Source organism: Corallococcus sp. bb12-1, from assembly GCF_026626765.1.
Taxonomy (GTDB): domain Bacteria; phylum Myxococcota; class Myxococcia; order Myxococcales; family Myxococcaceae; genus Corallococcus; species Corallococcus terminator.
Genome location: NZ_JAPNJZ010000018.1, coordinates 278,287 through 295,096, shown reverse-complemented (window position 1 = coordinate 295,096; position 16,810 = coordinate 278,287). Strand labels below are relative to the sequence as shown.

Annotated in this window: 14 protein-coding genes; 7 read left to right on the top strand and 7 right to left on the bottom strand. The window is 67.6% G+C overall.

What is annotated here, in order from left to right; genetic code table 11:
• Positions 1–9: 9 nt before the first annotated feature.
• Entirely contained in the window at positions 10–1,128 is a 1,119-nt protein-coding gene (locus OV208_RS21960; protein ID WP_267575830.1) for an alpha/beta fold hydrolase, read from the bottom strand.
• Positions 1,129–1,243: 115 nt separating this feature from the next.
• Here OV208_RS21960 and pssA point away from each other — a divergent pair, with 115 nt between their 5' ends.
• From pssA to OV208_RS21940, 4 genes are all read left to right on the top strand, one after another.
• Entirely contained in the window at positions 1,244–2,104 is an 861-nt protein-coding gene (gene pssA, locus OV208_RS21955; RefSeq protein ID WP_267575829.1) for a CDP-diacylglycerol--serine O-phosphatidyltransferase, read from the top strand.
• A 69-nt stretch (positions 2,105–2,173) separates the two neighbouring features.
• Positions 2,174–3,439, top strand: a complete 1,266-nt coding sequence (locus OV208_RS21950) for a CinA family nicotinamide mononucleotide deamidase-related protein (protein ID WP_267575828.1) — start codon at positions 2,174–2,176, stop codon at positions 3,437–3,439.
• Positions 3,436–4,941 (top strand): hypothetical protein, encoded by a 1,506-nt coding sequence (locus OV208_RS21945; protein WP_267575827.1) that lies wholly within the window; start codon positions 3,436–3,438, stop codon positions 4,939–4,941. Before OV208_RS21950 ends, OV208_RS21945 begins: the two co-directional genes overlap by 4 nt.
• Positions 4,942–4,998: 57 nt before the next feature.
• Positions 4,999–5,508 (top strand): DUF1285 domain-containing protein, encoded by a 510-nt coding sequence (locus OV208_RS21940; RefSeq protein WP_267575826.1) that lies wholly within the window; start codon positions 4,999–5,001, stop codon positions 5,506–5,508.
• Here OV208_RS21940 and recA read toward each other — a convergent pair whose 3' ends face one another.
• The gene (gene recA / locus OV208_RS21935) at positions 5,509–6,534 is read right to left on the bottom strand and encodes a recombinase RecA (RefSeq protein ID WP_267575825.1); all 1,026 of its coding nucleotides are present in this window, start codon (positions 6,532–6,534) and stop codon (positions 5,509–5,511) included.
• Between the two features lie 266 nt (positions 6,535–6,800).
• Here recA and OV208_RS21930 point away from each other — a divergent pair, with 266 nt between their 5' ends.
• Positions 6,801–8,192, top strand: coding sequence for an NAD(P)/FAD-dependent oxidoreductase (locus OV208_RS21930; protein WP_267575824.1), 1,392 nt, complete (start codon positions 6,801–6,803; stop codon positions 8,190–8,192).
• 18 nt (positions 8,193–8,210) lie between these two features.
• Here the strand turns inward: OV208_RS21930 and OV208_RS21925 are convergent, their stop codons facing one another.
• The 5 genes from OV208_RS21925 to OV208_RS21905 form a co-directional block, all read right to left on the bottom strand.
• Positions 8,211–9,821, bottom strand: coding sequence for a YifB family Mg chelatase-like AAA ATPase (locus OV208_RS21925; RefSeq protein WP_267575823.1), 1,611 nt, complete (start codon positions 9,819–9,821; stop codon positions 8,211–8,213).
• A 229-nt stretch (positions 9,822–10,050) separates the two neighbouring features.
• Positions 10,051–10,560 (bottom strand): ExbD/TolR family protein, encoded by a 510-nt coding sequence (locus OV208_RS21920; protein ID WP_267575822.1) that lies wholly within the window; start codon positions 10,558–10,560, stop codon positions 10,051–10,053.
• The gene (locus OV208_RS21915; RefSeq protein ID WP_267575821.1) at positions 10,560–10,973 is read right to left on the bottom strand and encodes an ExbD/TolR family protein; all 414 of its coding nucleotides are present in this window, start codon (positions 10,971–10,973) and stop codon (positions 10,560–10,562) included. The genes OV208_RS21920 and OV208_RS21915 overlap by 1 nt, the downstream gene beginning before the upstream one ends.
• A gap of 101 nt (positions 10,974–11,074) precedes the next feature.
• On the bottom strand, positions 11,075–11,758 hold the full coding sequence (locus OV208_RS21910; protein ID WP_120541295.1) for a MotA/TolQ/ExbB proton channel family protein: 684 nt from the start codon (positions 11,756–11,758) through the stop codon (positions 11,075–11,077).
• Positions 11,759–11,825: 67 nt separating this feature from the next.
• Positions 11,826–12,572 carry an energy transducer TonB gene (locus OV208_RS21905; protein ID WP_120541296.1) on the bottom strand — a complete coding sequence of 249 codons (747 nt, stop codon included), beginning with the start codon at positions 12,570–12,572 and terminating at the stop codon, positions 11,826–11,828.
• A 230-nt stretch (positions 12,573–12,802) separates the two neighbouring features.
• Here OV208_RS21905 and OV208_RS21900 point away from each other — a divergent pair, with 230 nt between their 5' ends.
• Both OV208_RS21900 and OV208_RS21895 read left to right on the top strand, forming a co-directional pair.
• Positions 12,803–15,994, top strand: a complete 3,192-nt coding sequence (locus OV208_RS21900) for a TonB-dependent receptor (protein ID WP_267575820.1) — start codon at positions 12,803–12,805, stop codon at positions 15,992–15,994.
• A gap of 30 nt (positions 15,995–16,024) precedes the next feature.
• Positions 16,025–16,729: a hypothetical protein gene (locus tag OV208_RS21895; RefSeq protein ID WP_267575819.1), complete on the top strand. Its 705-nt coding sequence runs from the start codon at positions 16,025–16,027 to the stop codon at positions 16,727–16,729.
• Positions 16,730–16,810 lie beyond the last annotated feature (81 nt).

Here is a 16,810-nt window from a genome sequence, read left to right as displayed (position 1 = left end):
GTCCCTGCCTCACCCCTGGGGTGGCGCGGGTTCGGGGGACAGGGGCGTGGCGCGCTTCTCCAGCCACTCGCGGATGACGGGATAGACCTCCGTTGGCGCGCCGGTGCCGAAGATGAGGTCGCCGTGGCCGTAGTCCATCTTGTCGCCGCGGTCCCGCCCGAAGACGTGCAGGGTGCGGTCGGGCGACGTGAGCAGGGCGTACTGCGCCTCCACGTTGGCTGTGGTGGCCAGCCGGTCCGCGCTGCCTCCCATCACGAGCACGGGCTGCTGGAGCTTCGCGATGCCCGCGCGCCAGTCCGTCTTGCGGTCGTAGGAGCGGAACACGTCGTGGGCAATCCAGTCCTGGAACTGGAGCAGCACCTTGCGGCTCATCGCCGCCATCATGTTGACGGACAACTGCCGCAGGACGCGCGGCGAGATGTGCCGGGGGTTCACCACGATGTCCGACAGGGGCAGGGCGAGGTAGCCCAGGAAGGGCGCGACGCTGGCGCTCATCCACGCCTGCCGGATGCTCCCCGGCCACGCAGCGCGCACGCCGAGCGAGATGAGCGCGCGCAGGAAGGGCGCTGACTTGAGATGCACCGGCGCCCCCAGCTCCAGCAGGCCCGCGATCTTCTTCCCCTCGGCGCCCTGGGCCACGCCGTAGCCCACCAGTCCGCCCAGCGAATGGCCGAGCCAGAAGGCCTGCTTCGCGTCCGTCTCCTTCAGCGCCAGCTCCAGGAGGGCGGGCCCGTCCTGGGTGATGTGGTCGTCGATGGTGAAGTCCGTGGGCCGCCGGCCCCGGGGCGGACGGCGCGAGTGCCCGGTGCCGCGCCACTCCACGCTGAAGCAGTCGAAGCCGGCTTCGGTGAGGTAGTGGGCCACGGAGTAGGGGGGCTCGAAGTCGAAGGTGTAGCGGTTGGCCGCCAGCCCGTGGCACAGCAGCACCGGCTCGGCGAAGCGGCGGACGGGCGCCCGCCGGGCGTGCACGGCCAGCTCCCATCCGTCGGCGCAGCGCACCCGCAGCATCTCTGGCAGGGGGCCTCGCAGGCGGTACCAGCGCCGGACCAACAGGACCCACAGGATGTTCACGAGCAGCAGGACGACCGCTGCCTCCAACGCCCACAGGGCCCACTGCCCGTACGGCATTTCTCCTCCATGCGACCGGGGACCGACTCCGGCGCGAATAAAACCCTGCTAAGGTCCGTTCCCTCGCCGTTTCTGCCGCATGGGCAGCCGACCACCAGGGGAAGTCGAGGGAACGATGAAGCTACGGAAACTGATGTTCGTGCTCCCGAACCTCTTCACCGTCACCTCCATCTTCTGTGGCTTTTACGCCATCACCCTGTGTTCGGGGGAAGCGGAGCCGGTGCAGCTGTACCAGGCGGCCCTGGCCATCCTCTTCGCCATGTTCTTCGACGGGTTCGACGGACGGGTGGCCCGGCTGACGAAGACGCAGAGCGACTTCGGCATGCAGCTCGACAGCCTGGCGGACGTCATGTCCTTCGGGGTCGCGCCGGCGCTGCTCGTCTACAAGTGGGCGTTGGCGCCCATGGGCTTCTGGGGCCTGTTCATCTCCTTCGCGTTCATGGCGTGCGGCGCCATGCGGCTGGCGCGCTTCAACGTGCTCGCCATGCGCAACCCGCACGGCGGTGGTGGAGGCTTCTTCGTGGGCCTGCCCATCCCGCTGGCCGCGGGCGTGCTCGTCTCCCTCATCATCTCCCACCACGTGGCCTCGGAGGGCGAGGCGCTCGGTGACGGGGCCCGCATGCCGGTGGCGGTGGCGGTGGGCGCCTTGTCGCTGCTGATGGTGTCCACGGTGCGCTACCGCACGTTCAAGGACGCGCGGCCCGGTCTGAAGACGGGGCTCGTCTTCCTGGTGCTGGCGCTCACGGGTGGGTTCATTGCCCGTCAGTTCCATCCGGCCTGGGTGCTGGTGACGTACTTCTTCGCGTACCTGGTGATGGGGCTGGTGGAGTCCGCGGTCTCGGTGCGCAGCCGGCTGGCGTCGCGCAAGGTCGGCGCGGGTTCCGTCGCGGCGGTGGCCGTGGCGACCGGGCTCGACGAGGACGACGACGAGGACTCCGAGCCGAACGCCACCGACGACGGCCCCGCGTTCCTCTGAGCGTCCGAGCAGGGGAAGGCGGACGTGGACCGTGCCCTCCCGGCCCCGGACCGCTAGGATGCCCGGCCCATGCGCGTCGAGCTGCTGTGCACCGGTGACGAGCTCGTCACCGGCCTCATCACGGACACCAACAGCACCTATCTGGAAGGCCGCCTCTTCGACCTGGGCGTGAAGGTCGAACGGGTGACGGTGGTCGGTGACGTGCGCCCGGACATCACGGGCGCGCTGCTGGAGGCCTCGGCACGCGCGGACGTGGTCATCGTCTCCGGGGGGCTGGGTCCCACGGCGGACGACTTCACGCTGGAGTGCGCCGCCGCGGCGGCCGGCGTGCCCCTGGAAGAAGACGCGAGGGTGCTGGGCTGGCTTCAGGAGCGGTACGCCGCGCGAGGCATGGCCATCAACCCGGGAGCCCTGCGCATGGCGCGGATCCCCGCGGGCGCCGAACCGGTGCGAAACCCCCAGGGCTCGGCGCCGCTGGTCATCCAGAAGCTCGGCCGCGCGCAGCTGTTCTTCCTGCCGGGCGTCCCGCGTGAATACCGAGCGCTGGTGGACGGAGAGGTGCTGCCGCGCGTCCGGAGCCAGCTCGCCACCGAAGCCCACCGCACCTTCCGGGCCTTCCGCCTGCTGCGCACGGTGCGCCTGCCCGAATCGGTGTTGAACCAGCAGGTGATGCCCCTGGCCCCGAGCCATCCCCGGGTGGTGTTCGGCTTCCGCACGCACGCGCCCGAGAACCACCTGAAGCTGATGGCCGAAGCGCCCACCCAGGCGGAGGCGGACGCCGCGCTCGCCGCCGCGGAAGCCGCATGTCGCGTGGTGCTGGGCACGCACGTGTACGGCGCGGACACCAGCGAGTACGCCCCGGTCCTCCTGGAACTGCTTTCGCGCGCGGGCCACACGCTGGCGGTGGCGGAGAGCTGCACGGGCGGCCTCATCGCGCAGGACCTCACGGCCGTTCCGGGCGCCAGCCAGGTGTTCGTGGGGGGCGCGGTCGTCTACACGGAGAAGATGAAGTCCGCCTGGGTGGGCGTTCCACCCGAAGTCCTGCGACAGCACAGCGCGGTGTCCCGGCAGACGGCCCTCGCGATGGCCGAGGGGGTTCGCACCGCCTGCGGCGCGACCTTCGGCCTGTCGGTGACGGGCTACGCCGGTCCTGGAGGCGGGACGCCCGAGGATCCGGTGGGCACCGTCTACTGCGCACTGGCCGGGCCCGGCTTCGAGTCCCGCTGCGAGCGCGTGTCGCTCGCGGGTGACCGGGACCGGGTGCGTCTGTTCGCCGCATCCCACTTGCTGGAAATGTTGAGGTTGCACCTGCTCGCCTCCCCCGTGTCGCCATGAGTCGTTCCAAATCAAAGCGTCCCCGTCCTTCCGCTCCGGAGGCGCCGTCTCCGGCCCCCCAGACCCCTCCCGCTGGATCCGCGTTGGACCTGGAGTCTCCCGTGGCCTCCGCTCCTCCCGAGCAGCCCTCCCCGGTCACGCCAGAGCGGACCGCTGACGCCACCCCGGCCCCGGCCGCGAAGGGGGGGCATCCGGTGCGGAGCGCGGTGCGCCTGTGGCTGTCGGCCTACCGGGTGGAGGTGGTGCTGTTCCTGGTGGCGTTCGCGGTGCTGTCCAGCTTCAGCTCGCAACGCTTCCTCCGGCAGAGCGCCGCGCCGCACTTCATCTACCAGGCCCAGTCCTGGCTGGACGGGCGGCTGGACGTGGATCCGCAGGTGTTGCCCAACCTGGAGGACTGGGCCTGCGTGCGGCTGGTGGATGGGCAGAAGGTGCGGTGCGAGGGCCGCCCGCTCCGGGACGATCGCTGGTTCGTCAGCTTCCCGTCGTTCCCCGCGGTGGTGATGCTCCCCTTCGTCGCGCTGCACGGCTACCAGTTCAACGACACGTCCTTCGGTGTCTTCGTGGGGGCGCTCGCGGTGGCCCTCTTCTATTCGCTGCTGCGCTTCCTCGCGCAGGAAGGGGAGACGGAGCGCAACCGCGATGACAATGTGCTGCTGTCGCTCGTGCTCGCCTTCGGCACGCTGTTCTTCTACTGCGCCATCCGGGGCGAGGTCTGGTTCAGCGCGCAGGTGATGGGCGTGGCGCTCACGTGCCTGTACGTACGCAATGCGGTGCGGGCCCGACGCCCCCTGCTCGCCGGCCTCTTCTTCTCCATGGCGGTGCTCACCCGCACGCCGCTCTTCTTCGCGGGCCTCTTCTTCGTCCTGGAGGCGCTCTGCCCGGGACCGGACCGGCTGGCCCAACTCAAGGCGCTGCCCACCACGTGGAAGCCCGCGCTCCGCAAGCTCGTGTTCTTCGGTCTGGGGGCCGCGCCCCTGGCCGTGCTCGCCGCCGCGTACAACGTCTACCGCTTCGGCAAGTTGGGCGAGTTCGGCCACTCGTACCTGTTCAACAACCGGGTGAACGTAGACATCGACCGCTTCGGGCTCTTCAACATCGAATACCTGTCGCGCAACCTCCAGGCCGCCTTCTTCAAGCTGCCCCAGGTGTCGCTGTCTCCACCCCGGTTGTCGTACGACCCGCATGGGCTGTCGCTGCTGCTCACGCTGCCCCTGCTGGTGTTCCTGCTGGTGCCCCGCACGCGTCCCCGGCTGCACTGGCCCTTGTGGCTGACCGTGGCGGTGTGCGCGCTGCCCGGCCTCTTCTACCAGAACACCGGTTACATGCAGTTCGGCTTCCGGTTCAGCCTGGACTACACCCCGTACCTGTTGTTGCTCTTCGCCGTGGGAGGCTGGTCCCTGCGCAACCGCGCGGTGCTGGCCGTGCTGGCGCTTGGCGTGTTGGTGAACTTCTGGGGCGCCGTCGCCTTCCGTGGCTACACGGAGTACGTCCGGAACTGGTAGGTGTTCGGGGCCCGGTGGCTTGCCTTCGCCGGGCTCCGCGCGCAGATAAGAGGAGACATGCAACCTCCCTCCGGTCAGCCCCCTCCTGGCAAGCGTTGGCACACCCGTGAGGACAGCGGCATCCGCCTGGATGCCACGTTGCGCTGGTGGCACGACGACGAACCCATCGAGCACCCGAAGATCGTCGAACTCTTCAACGCCTCCCTGGTGCTGGATGATGACGGGCGCTACCAGCTCCGCATCGCCCCGGACTGGTGCTACGTCCAGGTGGAGGACGCGGCCTACGAGGTTCGCACCGTGGACATCACGCCCGACGAGCGCGTGTCCCTCCGCTTGAGCGACCGGACGGCGGAGGCCCTGGACCCGACCTCGCTCCAGCTTTCGCCCGAGGGTGTCCTGACCTGTCGTGTGAAGCAGGGCAGGGCGAAGGCGCGCTTCTCGCGCGATGCGCAGTACCAGTTCGGCGAGCTGCTTGAAGAAGGCCCGGAAGGGCACCTGATGCTGCGGGCGGGTCAGCGGCAACTGGAGGTCCCTCTCTCGCTGGATGCGTTCCAACCGGCTTCCTAGTTAGGCCGCCTCGACAGATGCCTGCGTCACAGGAGGCGCGGCAGAGCCCGCCAGCTCGCGAGCCAGGGACTCCAGGACCTCCGGATGTTCGCGCAGCCATTCGGAGGCCCGCTCGCGCCCCTGGCCGATGCGCTCGCCACGCAGGCTGAAGTGGCTGCCGGACTTCTCCACGAGGCCTGCGCTCACGGCCAGGTCCAGCACCTCGGCGGTGCGATGGATGCCCGTGCCATAGAGCACGTCGAACTCCGCCTCCTGGAACGGAGGTGCCATCTTGTTCTTCACCACCTTCACGCGGGCCCGTGAGCCCACCACCGCATCGCCCTCCTTGAGGTTGCCCGTGCGGCGGATCTCCATCCGCACGGACGAATAGAACTTCAGCGCGTTGCCGCCCGTCGTCGTCTCCGGGTTGCCGAACATCACGCCAATCTTCATGCGGATCTGGTTGATGAAGATGATGCACGTGCCAGAGCGGCTCACCGCGCCGGTGAGCTTGCGTAAGGCCTGACTCATCAACCGCGCCTGGACGCCCATGTGCGCGTCGCCCATCTCCCCTTCGATTTCCGCGCGAGGCACCAGCGCCGCCACCGAGTCCACCACGATGAGGTCCACGGCCCCCGAGCGTACGAGCTGCTCGGTGATTTCCAGCGCCTGCTCCCCGGTATCGGGTTGGGCCACCAGCAACTCCGCCGTGCGCACCCCCAGCTTGCGCGCGTAGGACAGGTCCAGCGCGTGCTCCGCGTCGATGAAGGCCGCCACTCCGCCCACGGCCTGCACCTGTGCGATGGCATGCAGGGTCAGCGTCGTCTTCCCGGAGGACTCATTGCCGAACACCTCCACCACGCGGCCTCGCGGATAGCCGCCCACACCGAGCGCCCGGTCCAGTCCCACCGAGCCCGTGGGAATCACCGCGACCTTCTGCTCCGGAGCATCCGCGCCGAGCGTCATCACCGCGCCCCGGCCGAACTGCTTCTCGATGGATGCCACCGCCGCCGCCACTGCCTTCAACTTCTCCGTCAGCTTGCTCATCTCGTCCGACTCCCTCGCCGCCCCGTGGGCTGGATGCCTCGGGCGGGTGGGACAGCAACGGACATGCCGCGTCGCCTCCCAGGCGATGGCTGCCCAGGAGCGTCCAGGTTGGTGAAAGTCGTCCCAAGCGGCGGAGCGGCACGGCTGTCTCCTGGCCGTTGAGAAGGCTTCCGGACGCGGGTGTCCGCATAAGCAGGCACGGGGGGCTCGTGACAGTCCATCTATGTCAGACACCGTGGCTTTCGTTGAATCCCAGGGGCGGCGGCATGACGTTTCCCATTGTGAAAACGACCCGTGAGAACCTTCCCCATGTGGTCATCCTGGGAGGCGGCTTCGGCGGCCTCTACGCGGCCCGGTACCTGCGAAAGGCAGGGGTGCGCGTCACGATGGTGGATCGTCACAACCACCACCTCTTCCAGCCGCTGCTCTACCAGGTGGCCACGGCCACGCTCAGCCCGAGCGACATCGCCGCGCCGCTGCGGGCGATGCTCGGACGAAACCAGGTCCAGGTACTGCTCGCGGAGGTGACCGGGGTGGACACCGCGAACAAGCGGGTCCTCCTGGCGGATGGCGAGCTGGCGTATGACTTCCTCATCGTCGCCACCGGGGCGACGCATTCGTACTTCGGCAACGACGCGTGGTCGCGGCACTCGATGGGCTTGAAGACGATCGAGGACGCCCTGGAGATTCGCCGCCGCGTGCTGCTCGCCTTCGAGCAGGCCGAGCGCGAGCCGGATCCCGAGCGCCGCCGGGCGCTGCTGACCTTTGCCATCATCGGAGCAGGCCCCACGGGCGTGGAACTGGCGGGAGCCCTGGCGGAGATCAGCCGCAATTCCTTGTCGGGCGACTTCCAGAACATCGATTCCCGGGATGCGCGCGTCATCCTCATCGAGGGGATGGACCGGGTGCTTCCCACCTATTCGGAGAACCTCTCGGGCGACGCCCGCCGGGTGCTGGAGAAGCTTGGCGTGGAGATCCGCACAGGCACCCGGGTGACGAACATCGACGCCACGGGCGTGGACATGGGGCCCGAGCATCTGTCGGCCCGCACGGTGCTCTGGGCTGCGGGCGTGGAGGCCTCTCCGGTGGCCCGTTCGCTCGGCGTGGAACTGGACCGGGCAGGGCGCGTCCCGGTGACGCCCGAGCTGACCGTGCCCGGCCACCCGGACATCTTCGTCGTGGGGGACCTGGCGCTCGTCAAACAGGACGACGGAAGCACCGTCCCGGGCCTGGCGCCCGCAGCGATGCAGGAGGGCAAGCACGCTGTGCTCAACCTCCGCCGGCAGCTCGCAGGCCAGCCGATGCAGCCCTTCCACTATTGGGACCGCGGCAGCTACGCCGTCATCGGCAGGGGCCATGCCGTGGGCGTGGCCTTCCGCCGCGTCCAGCAGTCAGGCTTCATTGCCTGGCTGGCCTGGCTCTTCATCCACATCACCTTCCTCATCGGCTTCCGCAGCAAGCTGGCCGTGCTGCTCAACTGGGCCTACGCGTACCTGACCTTCGGTAGGTCGGCGCGCATCATCACGGGGCCCGCGCCCCGGCTCGAGGCCCGCGCCCCGGCGCGCTTGCCTGGAGATGGGCAGGGGGCCGCTTCGCCGGTGGTCGCGGATCCGCCCGCCGTCCGTGACGCAGCCACCTCCGCGATCGTGCCGTACTGACGTTCGCGGATCCGGGCGTCAGGGCTTGCCGCCCGGTGCACTTCTCCATGCACGGGAGGAGGGGCGTGAAGCATCCGTCGCCCCCTGGGTGTTGGCATGCAGCCAGCCCCGTCGGTCCAGCATCCTGCAGTCGACCGCGAGCTGCATGTCGATGTCCTCGATGCGCCCATGGCCTTCCAGGTCCGCGCGTGTCAGGGCCAGCTTGAGGAGCCGGTCATGCGCGCGGGCAGACAGGCCGTGGTGGCTGACCGCGAGTTCCAGCATCTGCTCCGCGCGGGGAGACATCACACAGTAGCGGCGCAACAGGTGCGAGGGCATCTGGGCGTTGCAGTGCACGTCCGGCGCATCCTGGAACCGGGCGCGTTGCCGCTCGCGGGCGGCTTCCACTCGCTGTCGGTAGTATTGGCTGGGCAGCTCCTGCGTCTTCGCCGCGAGCTGGTGGTACTCCACTGGCCGTGTCTGCACGGTGATGTCGATGCGGTCCAGCAGCGGACCGCTGACGCGCGCGTGGTAGTCGAACACGCGGTGCTCCGCGCAAGTGCACGTGCGCCCCGGCACGTTGAAGTAGCCGCACGGGCAGGGATTCATCGCCGCCACCAACATCACACGGCAGGGATAGGTGATGTGCTGGCTTGCGCGAGCCAGGTGGATGGCGCCTTCCTCCAGCGGCTGGCGCAGCACCTCCAGCACGTTCTTGCGGAACTCCGGAAGCTCATCGAGGAACAGCACCCCGTGGTGGGCCAGTGACAGCTCTCCCGGCCGCGCCGCGGGCCCGCCACCCACGAGCCCCGCATCGGACAGCGTGTGGTGCGGGGCGCGAAAGGGGCGCTCACGCATCAGCGCCTGCTCGTCTCCCAGCAGCCCCTGGATGGAGTAGACCTTCGTCACCTCCAGGGCCTCGTTGAAGGTCATCTCCGGCAGGATGCCCGGCAGCCGTCGCGCCAGCATCGTCTTGCCCGAACCGGGAGGGCCGGCCATCAAGACGTTGTGGCCGCCGGCCGCCGCGAGCTCCAGGGCCAGTTTCAGCTCCGGTTGGCCCCGCACATCGGCCATGTCGGCGGTCGCCTTGCGGGGACCTGCCCCCGGTCTTGTCTCGCGCATCAGCGGTGTGAGCGGAGCGCTTCCGGTGAGATGCCCCACGGCATCACGCAGGTGGGCCACGGGGAGCACCTGGAGCCCTTCCACGAGCGCCGCCTCCGCGGCGTTGGCGGCTGGCACCATCACCCCCCGGAAGCCCCCGTTCCGGGCTGCCACGGCCAGTGGAAGCACGCCCTTGATGGGTTTGATGGAGCCATCGAGCGAAAGCTCGCCGCCAAAGAGGTAGAGCCCCAACGGCTCCTCCTCCATCAGCCGCGCCGCGGCCAGAACCCCCAGCGCGATGGGCAGCTCGAAGGCCGCTCCCTCCTTGCGAAGATCCGCAGGCGCCAGGTTGACGGTGATCCGCTTCTGGGGAAGGTCGAAGCCGGTGTTCTTCAGCGCGGAGACGACCCGCACCTTCGACTCTCGGGCCGCCCCTTCCGGCAACCCCACGACGTTGAAGTAGGGCAGCCCGAGCGCCATGTCGACCTCGCACTCCACCACCACCGCGTCGATGCCCATCAACGCCCCCGACCGCACCCGAGCCAGCATCGTCTCCCCCTCCCGACCTGCACCGGGGGAGGGCAGAGCAATGCCCATACCGGGAGCCCCACCTCGCGAAGCGGCTTGGGGCTCCATCCGCCGCACCAGACGTCCCGTCCCGGGCGGGGACCCCGGGCCTCAAAAGCAGGAAGCCCGCTGACGGGGAAGGATCCCTGTCAGCGAGCTTCTCGTTGAAACCTGCGACTGCTGAAAGTGTGTCAGCCCGGCCTTGCGTGACTCAGGGCGTCGGAGCCGGCGCGGGCGCAGCGTCCTCGGGCGTCGTCTGCGTGCCCTGGATGACCGCGTTCTGGGGCAACTCGGTGGCCATGCCCAGGATCTTCGCGCCCGCGGCCCGCGCACCGTCGAGTGCCACGACGAGCTTGCCGTAGTTCGCCGCGTCGTCCGCCATGAAGAAGACGACCTTCTCGTCCGGCTTCTTGGAGTTCAACATCCGCTTGAGGCGGGTGACGTAGTCGGCGGTGGGGATCGGCTCCGTGTTGATGGAGTAGACGCCATCCTTGTCCACCTGCACGACGATCTGCTGAGCGTCGGGCTCCGGCGGCGGCTGGTTCTCCTCGACCTCCGTCTCCGGGACCCGGACGAGGATGTCCTTCTCCAGGAGAGGGGTCACCACCATGAAGATGATGAGGAGCACCAGCACCACGTCCACCAGGGGCGTGACGTTGATCTCCGAGTTCGGCGCGGATGAGGGCTTCACCCACTGACGCTGCTTGTGTCCTCGGGACATTACTTCTTCTCCTCGACACCCAGGGCGATCTGCTTCGCCTTCGCCTTGCGCGCCGTGTCCAGCACCTTGCGCACGTCGCCCACGCTCAGGGTGTTGTCACCCTTCAGCAGGATCTTCTTGCCCGGATCCTTCACGAGCTCCGCGGCGATCTTCTCCTGGAGGCCTTGCTCATTGACCTCGTCGTTCTCCACGAACACCTTCTTGTCCGTGGTGATGGAGAGGACCAGCGGGTCGGCGTCCTTGCCGCCTTCCTTCTCGATCTCCGTGGCCTTGGGCAGCTCCACGGACTTTCCGCGCTGGAGCATGGGCGTCACGACCATGAAGATGATGAGGAGCACCAACACCACGTCCACGAGGGGCGTGACGTTGATCTCGCTCTTGATGCCCCCTTTGGGGCCTGCTGACATTCCCATGCGTGCACCTGTGTCCGGGAAGGGATTCCCACTCCGGGGCAGCTCGGCTGGTTACAGCCGGGCCGCCCTCGGGGGCGGGATGTCCCAGGGGTGGGCTTGAACTAAGCCGCGTGCGAGGACTGGGCGCCGCCGCCCACGTGCCGCGCAACCACGTCCAGGAACTCGTTGGAGGACTCGGAGATGTCCACGGCGCGGGCATCCACCCAACCCTGCAGGAAGTTGTAGACCATCACCGCGGGGATCGCGACGAGCAGACCGAACGCGGTGGTGATGAGCGCCTCGGCGATACCGGCCGAAATGGTGCCCAGACCGCCGGAGCCGGCCGCCGCCATCAACTGGAAGGCGTTCACGATGCCCATCGTGGTGCCCAGCAGGCCCACGAACGGCGCCGTCGAACCCACCGTGGCCAGCACGGTCAGACCGCGCTTGAGGCTCTGCACCTCGCGCTGCGCCTGGCGCTCCAGCGCCCGGGCCACGGACTCCACCGCGAGGTCCTTGTTGCCGGGGTTGATGCGGTACGCCGTCAGACCGGAGTTGATGACGCGGCCCAGGTGGCCCACGTCCTTGCCCAGGTTGGTGTTCGCGGCGGTCGCCAGATCGCCCTTCGCGAGGATGGCGCCCATCTTCGCGGCGAAGTTGCGGCTGTCAGAGCGCGTCTTGCGGAAGACGATGATCCGCTCCGCCATGACGACCAGCGACGCCACCGACATGATGGCGAGGGTGAAGATGATCATGCGGGCGAAGAGGCCCGTGTGATTCCAGATATCGACAAGAGTGAATTGCATGGCTATGGAGCGCTCCTCCTCACGAGCGCGGGGTAGATTCGGCTGACTGCTCAGCGGGTGCGCTGGATCAGCGCGGCAGCTTCAGGTTGAAGTTGAAGGTGTACTGGACCTCGACCGGCCGGCCCTGGAACGTGACGGGCTTGTAGCGTGAGGCGGCCAGTACGTCCATCACGGCCTGCTCCATGTGGGGGAGCGGCTTGATGACGCGGCAGCGCTCGACCTTCCCCTCGGTCGTGATGACGCACTTCACGATCATCAGGCCCTGCACGCGCGCCTCAATGGCCTCACGCGTGTATGACACCTCGGGACCACCGATCTTCTCCGGGCGCGTCATGCCCTGACCGAACGACAGCACGTCCGTGCCCGTTCCGCCCAGCTGCCCGCCCACCACGCCGCCAATCACACCCCCGACCACGCCTCCAACCACACCGCCGGCGACGCCACCCTCCACGCCACCCTCGACCTCCGCCTCGCTCGCCTCTTCCTCCTCGGCTTCGGGCGGGGTCTCCGTCTCCTCCGGCTTCTGCTGGGGGATCTCCTTCGGCTGCACGATCACGTCCTTGGGCTTCTTGGGCGTGATCTTCTTCTCCGTCTTCGGCTTCGACGCGGGAGGAGGAGGCGGAGGAGGCGGAGGCGGCGGCGCCATGGTCGCCTTCAGCGTGACCTCGACCTCCTTCTCCTCGATCGGAGGAGGACGCGTGGACAGGTAGGCCACCAGACCCAGCAGGCCGATGTGGAGCACCGTGGAGATGCCCGCACCGACGCCGAAGCGCGACCTGGGTCCTTGCCCACGGTCAAGGACTGAATCGAACATGCACGTAACTCCTCTTCACCAGTGGACTGCCCGTCCCGCCCTGCCCGGATTGAAGGGCGGCTACCATACAGAAAAGGGTTCCGGGTTCAAGCAACCGTGTCAGGCGCCGCCGACGTGATCGCGCCAATGCCCCACTGGTCACCAAAAAGCAACGGTCTATTGACAACTGCTTGACCTCGGATATTTTCCGAGGTCATTTTCGGTTGCAGCCCACCTTGGAGGGGTTAGGTATGCAAGTGAAACACGTACTTCGGGAAACCGGAGTTGTCATTGCTGCGGGTCTTCTGTACGGATCAGCGGCTTTCGCGCAGTCCAGCGTCATTCTCGGCACTGTCATCAACACGGAGGACAAGAAGCCGGCGGCGGATGTCGTTGTCACCGCCACCTCACCCAACCTGCAGGGCGAGCAGATCGTGGTTACCGACGCTCAGGGTAACTACCGTATTCCCCAGCTTCCGCCGGGTACGTACACGCTGCGGTTCGAGAAGGAGACGTTCAAGCCTTACGCCCGCCCGGAAATCCAGCTGCTCCTCAACCGCACCATCCGCGTGAACGTGGAGCTGTTGCCTGACAGCTTCACGTCGACGGTGGACGTGATTGGCAGCCCGCCGACGATCGACGTCGGTTCCACGAACACCGGCGTGAACGTGGATCAGGAGTTCATCAAGCGCATCGCGGTGGCCCGTCCGGTGGGCAAGGGTGGCGCGACGCGCTCCTTTGAGTCCCTGGCCGAGCTCGCCCCGGGCGCCCAGTCCGACCAGTACGGCGTGTCCATCAACGGCACGACCTCGCCTGAGAACGGCTACGTGGTGGACGGTCTGTCCACGAACGACCCGGCCTTCGGCGTGAACGCCAGCCCGCTGAGCATCGAGTTCGTGCAGGACGTGAACATCATCACCGGCGGTTACATGCCGGAGTTCGGTCGCTCCACGGGCGGTGTCATCAACGCGGTGACCCGGTCGGGCTCCAACGAGTTCCACGGCTCCGTGTTCGCCAACTGGACTCCGGGCGCCTTCGAAGGCAACCGGAAGCTGGTCATCGAGGACGGCACCACGGTCACCGGCCTGAACGCCCTGAGCAACCTGGGCGACTTCGGCGCGACCCTCGGTGGTCCCATCCTGAAGGACAAGCTCTGGTTCTTCGCTGGCTTCACGCCCGCGTTCCAGCGCTACGAGCACACCCGTGCGCTCAACGCCTTCACGCTGGACGATGACGGTGCGGTCGCGACGGACGCGAACGGCTTCAGCGTGGTCCAGGAGATCCCTGGGTCGCAGCGGAAGTACTTCGCGGACTCGCGCACCATCCAGTACATGGGCAAGTTGACGTACCTGATCAATCAGGACCACAACGTGTCGTTCTCCTTGAACGGCACCCCGACCGTGTCGGGTGGTCTGGGCAAGCTGTCCATCAGCCCCCGTACGGGTGGTCTGCCGGGTGCGCAGGTGCAGCGTCCCGAGGACATTGGCCAGACCGAGAACCGCGCGAACTCCACGGGCCTCGGCCTGAAGTACGCCGGCGCCTTCATGGACAAGAAGATCCTGATCGACGCGAACGCCGGTTGGTTCCACCAGACCGCTTCCACGCCTCCGGCGGACGGCAGCGGCATTGGTGAAACGACGGGCCTGGCGGGTTACGCGCTGGCGCAGTACACGGGGCGGCGTTCGCTGACCACGTTCGAGAGCATTCCGAACGCGGATGAGTTCTGCGGCACGACCACGGCGGAGCAGAACCTGCGCTGCCCGGCGACGAACTACCGGGTCGGCGGCCCCGGATTCATGTCCGAGGCCACGCTGGACCGCTACCAGATCAACGCGAAGGGCACCTACCTGCTCAATGCGCTGGGCACGCACGTCTTCAAGGCGGGCGTGGACGCGGAGTTCCTGACCTACGACCAGAAGAAGGCGTACTCGGGCGGCGTGTTCTGGCAGGAATCCTCGGCGCGTACCCGCGAGGGCGTCCTCATCCCGATCTGGTCTGACAACCGCCGCTACGGCTACCAGACGGCGCCTGACTCGCCGGTCTTCGAGTCCGTGCAGCAGTCGTCGACGAGCGGAACCACCATCGGTGGCTTCCTGCAGGACAGCTGGTCGATCGCCAACCGCGTCACCCTGAACCTGGGCGTCCGCTACGACGTGCAGTCGATGTACGGCGGTGACGGCAACCTGGCGCTGCAACTCGGCAACCAGTGGTCACCCCGGCTCGGCGCAGTGTTGGATCCGTTCGCCAACGGCCGCGCGAAGCTGTTCGTCAACTTCGCCCGGTACTACGAGCAGGTTCCGCTCAACATGATGGACCGCGCCTTCCCGGGCGAGCGTCGCTTCGGTGCGCGTCGCGTCCTGGCGGAGCCGGGTGCGGCGGGCGGTTGCGACCCGTCGACGCTGGAGGGTCAGCGTGGCAACTGCGCGGACCCGGGTCTCGTGGTTCCTCGCGCGGAAAGCAGCCTGAACGCGAACGAGCTGTACAGCGGTGGTCTGGTGCAGAACCAGGCCGTCGACCCGGACATCTCGCCGCAGTCCTCCGACGAGTTCGTGGTCGGTGGTGAGTACGAACTCCTGGCCAACACCCGTCTCGGTGCCACCTACACGCACCGCAACATGGGCAAGGTCATCGAGGACATGAGCCGCGACGACGGCAACACGTACTTCCTCGGCAACCCCGGCAGCGGCTTCGCCAAGGAGTTCCCGACGCCGGTGCGTGACTACGACGCGGTCACCGTCTACCTGAACCGCACGTTCACGGACGGCTGGCTGGCGCAGGCGAGCTACACGTGGTCCCGCCTGTACGGCAACTACCCCGGTCTGTTCCGTCCGGAGAACAACCAGCTCGATCCGAACATCCTCGCGGACTTCGACCTGATTGAGCTTCTGAGCAACCGCACGGGCCTGCTGCCCTTCGACCGTACGCACGCCATCAAGGTGTTCGGCGCCAAGGAGATCAACTTCTCCAACGCGCTGTCCGCCAGCATCGGTCTGTCCTACCGCGGCAACTCGGGCCAGCCGATCAACTACCTCGGCGCCTACCCGAATTACGGCCAGGACGAGACGTTCGTCCTGCCGCGCGGCACCGGTGGTCGCACCCCGTGGATCAACAGCGTCGACTCCAACGTGGGCGTCAACTACCGCATCAGCAAGGACAACGTCGTCACCTTCACCCTGGACGTGTTCAACCTCTTCAACTTCCAGGGCGTGGACAGCGTGGACGAGTCCTACACGTTCGCCGAGGTCCTCCCGGTGTTCGACGAGGCGACCCAGACCCCCGGTACGGCGGCGGACCTGCCCACGGCTGACAACCCTGGCCGCGTTCCGATCGCGGGCAGCCCGGGCGAGTTCCTGAGCGCCGACGACGTGAACAAGAACTTCAAGAACCCCGACCGCTACCAGGCCCCGCGGCAGATCCGCTTCGGTGTCCGGTACACGTTCTAAACCAGCATCCACGTGAGGAAGATCAGCAACATGCGCAAGAGCATTCTTTCAACGCTGGTGATGCTGGGAACGGCAGGCAGCCTCACCGCCTGCGATTTCGAGCAGCCGAGTGCCGGCTGCATCGTCCAAGAGGGTCAGTGGTTCGCGAAGTACGAGGCCATCGACGCCCCGACGGGGCCGAACTGCGCCGGGTCGGTGGCTCTCTCGGGCGACGATCTGGGCGTCTTCAAGTTCGCGAATCCGGACCAGGGAACGTCTCAGCTGGTGATCCGTCCCTACGCCCTGGCGTCGCTGGGTCAGTTCGACCCGTCCAACACGTACGCCGGCCTCCAGACCATCGGAAGCCTGGAGACGACGACCGACGCGAACGATTTCTGCAAGGCCACGGAGTTCAACTCGGCTGGCGTCAACGCCAGCACGGGTGATTACGCTGGCGCCGCCGCGGAAGCGATCACGTACCAGTTCGACAACGTGCAGGTGTATTCGAACCCGGGTGCGCCGGGCACGCAGATGTCGGGCGAGCTCACGTACACGAACAACGGCTGCGTCTCCCACTACGTCTGGCGGGCGATGTGGCCGTCCACGGGCTGCGACCCCGAGGCGGATCCGGCGGATCCGACCAACGGTCCGGTGACGTGCGGCGAAGGCTCCGGCATCAACCCGGACTTCAAGGTGCAGTGCGATCCCGAACTGGGCGCCTGCGTCCTGACGGACAACGTCCCGTCGTTCAAGTAGTCGTCGGTCCTACTCGGCGACCCTGAAGGTCTTCCGCGGCCCCGGCAGCTCCTCCCCCACGAGGGAGTAGCGGTCCGGGGC

Coding starts and splice junctions, on each gene's coding strand:
- OV208_RS21945 (WP_267575827.1), top strand. CDS start 3,436: ATGAGTCGTTCCAAATCAAAGCGTCCCCGTCCTTCCGCTCCGGAGGCG.
- OV208_RS21920 (WP_267575822.1), bottom strand. CDS start 10,560: ATGTCCCGAGGACACAAGCAGCGTCAGTGGGTGAAGCCCTCATCCGCG.
- OV208_RS21910 (WP_120541295.1), bottom strand. CDS start 11,758: ATGCAATTCACTCTTGTCGATATCTGGAATCACACGGGCCTCTTCGCC.
- OV208_RS21895 (WP_267575819.1), top strand. CDS start 16,025: ATGCGCAAGAGCATTCTTTCAACGCTGGTGATGCTGGGAACGGCAGGC.
- pssA (WP_267575829.1), top strand. CDS start 1,244: ATGAAGCTACGGAAACTGATGTTCGTGCTCCCGAACCTCTTCACCGTC.
- OV208_RS21960 (WP_267575830.1), bottom strand. CDS start 1,128: ATGCCGTACGGGCAGTGGGCCCTGTGGGCGTTGGAGGCAGCGGTCGTC.
- OV208_RS21930 (WP_267575824.1), top strand. CDS start 6,801: ATGACGTTTCCCATTGTGAAAACGACCCGTGAGAACCTTCCCCATGTG.
- recA (WP_267575825.1), bottom strand. CDS start 6,534: ATGAGCAAGCTGACGGAGAAGTTGAAGGCAGTGGCGGCGGCGGTGGCA.
- OV208_RS21925 (WP_267575823.1), bottom strand. CDS start 9,821: ATGCTGGCTCGGGTGCGGTCGGGGGCGTTGATGGGCATCGACGCGGTG.
- OV208_RS21905 (WP_120541296.1), bottom strand. CDS start 12,572: ATGTTCGATTCAGTCCTTGACCGTGGGCAAGGACCCAGGTCGCGCTTC.
- OV208_RS21915 (WP_267575821.1), bottom strand. CDS start 10,973: ATGGGAATGTCAGCAGGCCCCAAAGGGGGCATCAAGAGCGAGATCAAC.
- OV208_RS21940 (WP_267575826.1), top strand. CDS start 4,999: ATGCAACCTCCCTCCGGTCAGCCCCCTCCTGGCAAGCGTTGGCACACC.
- OV208_RS21950 (WP_267575828.1), top strand. CDS start 2,174: ATGCGCGTCGAGCTGCTGTGCACCGGTGACGAGCTCGTCACCGGCCTC.
- OV208_RS21900 (WP_267575820.1), top strand. CDS start 12,803: ATGCAAGTGAAACACGTACTTCGGGAAACCGGAGTTGTCATTGCTGCG.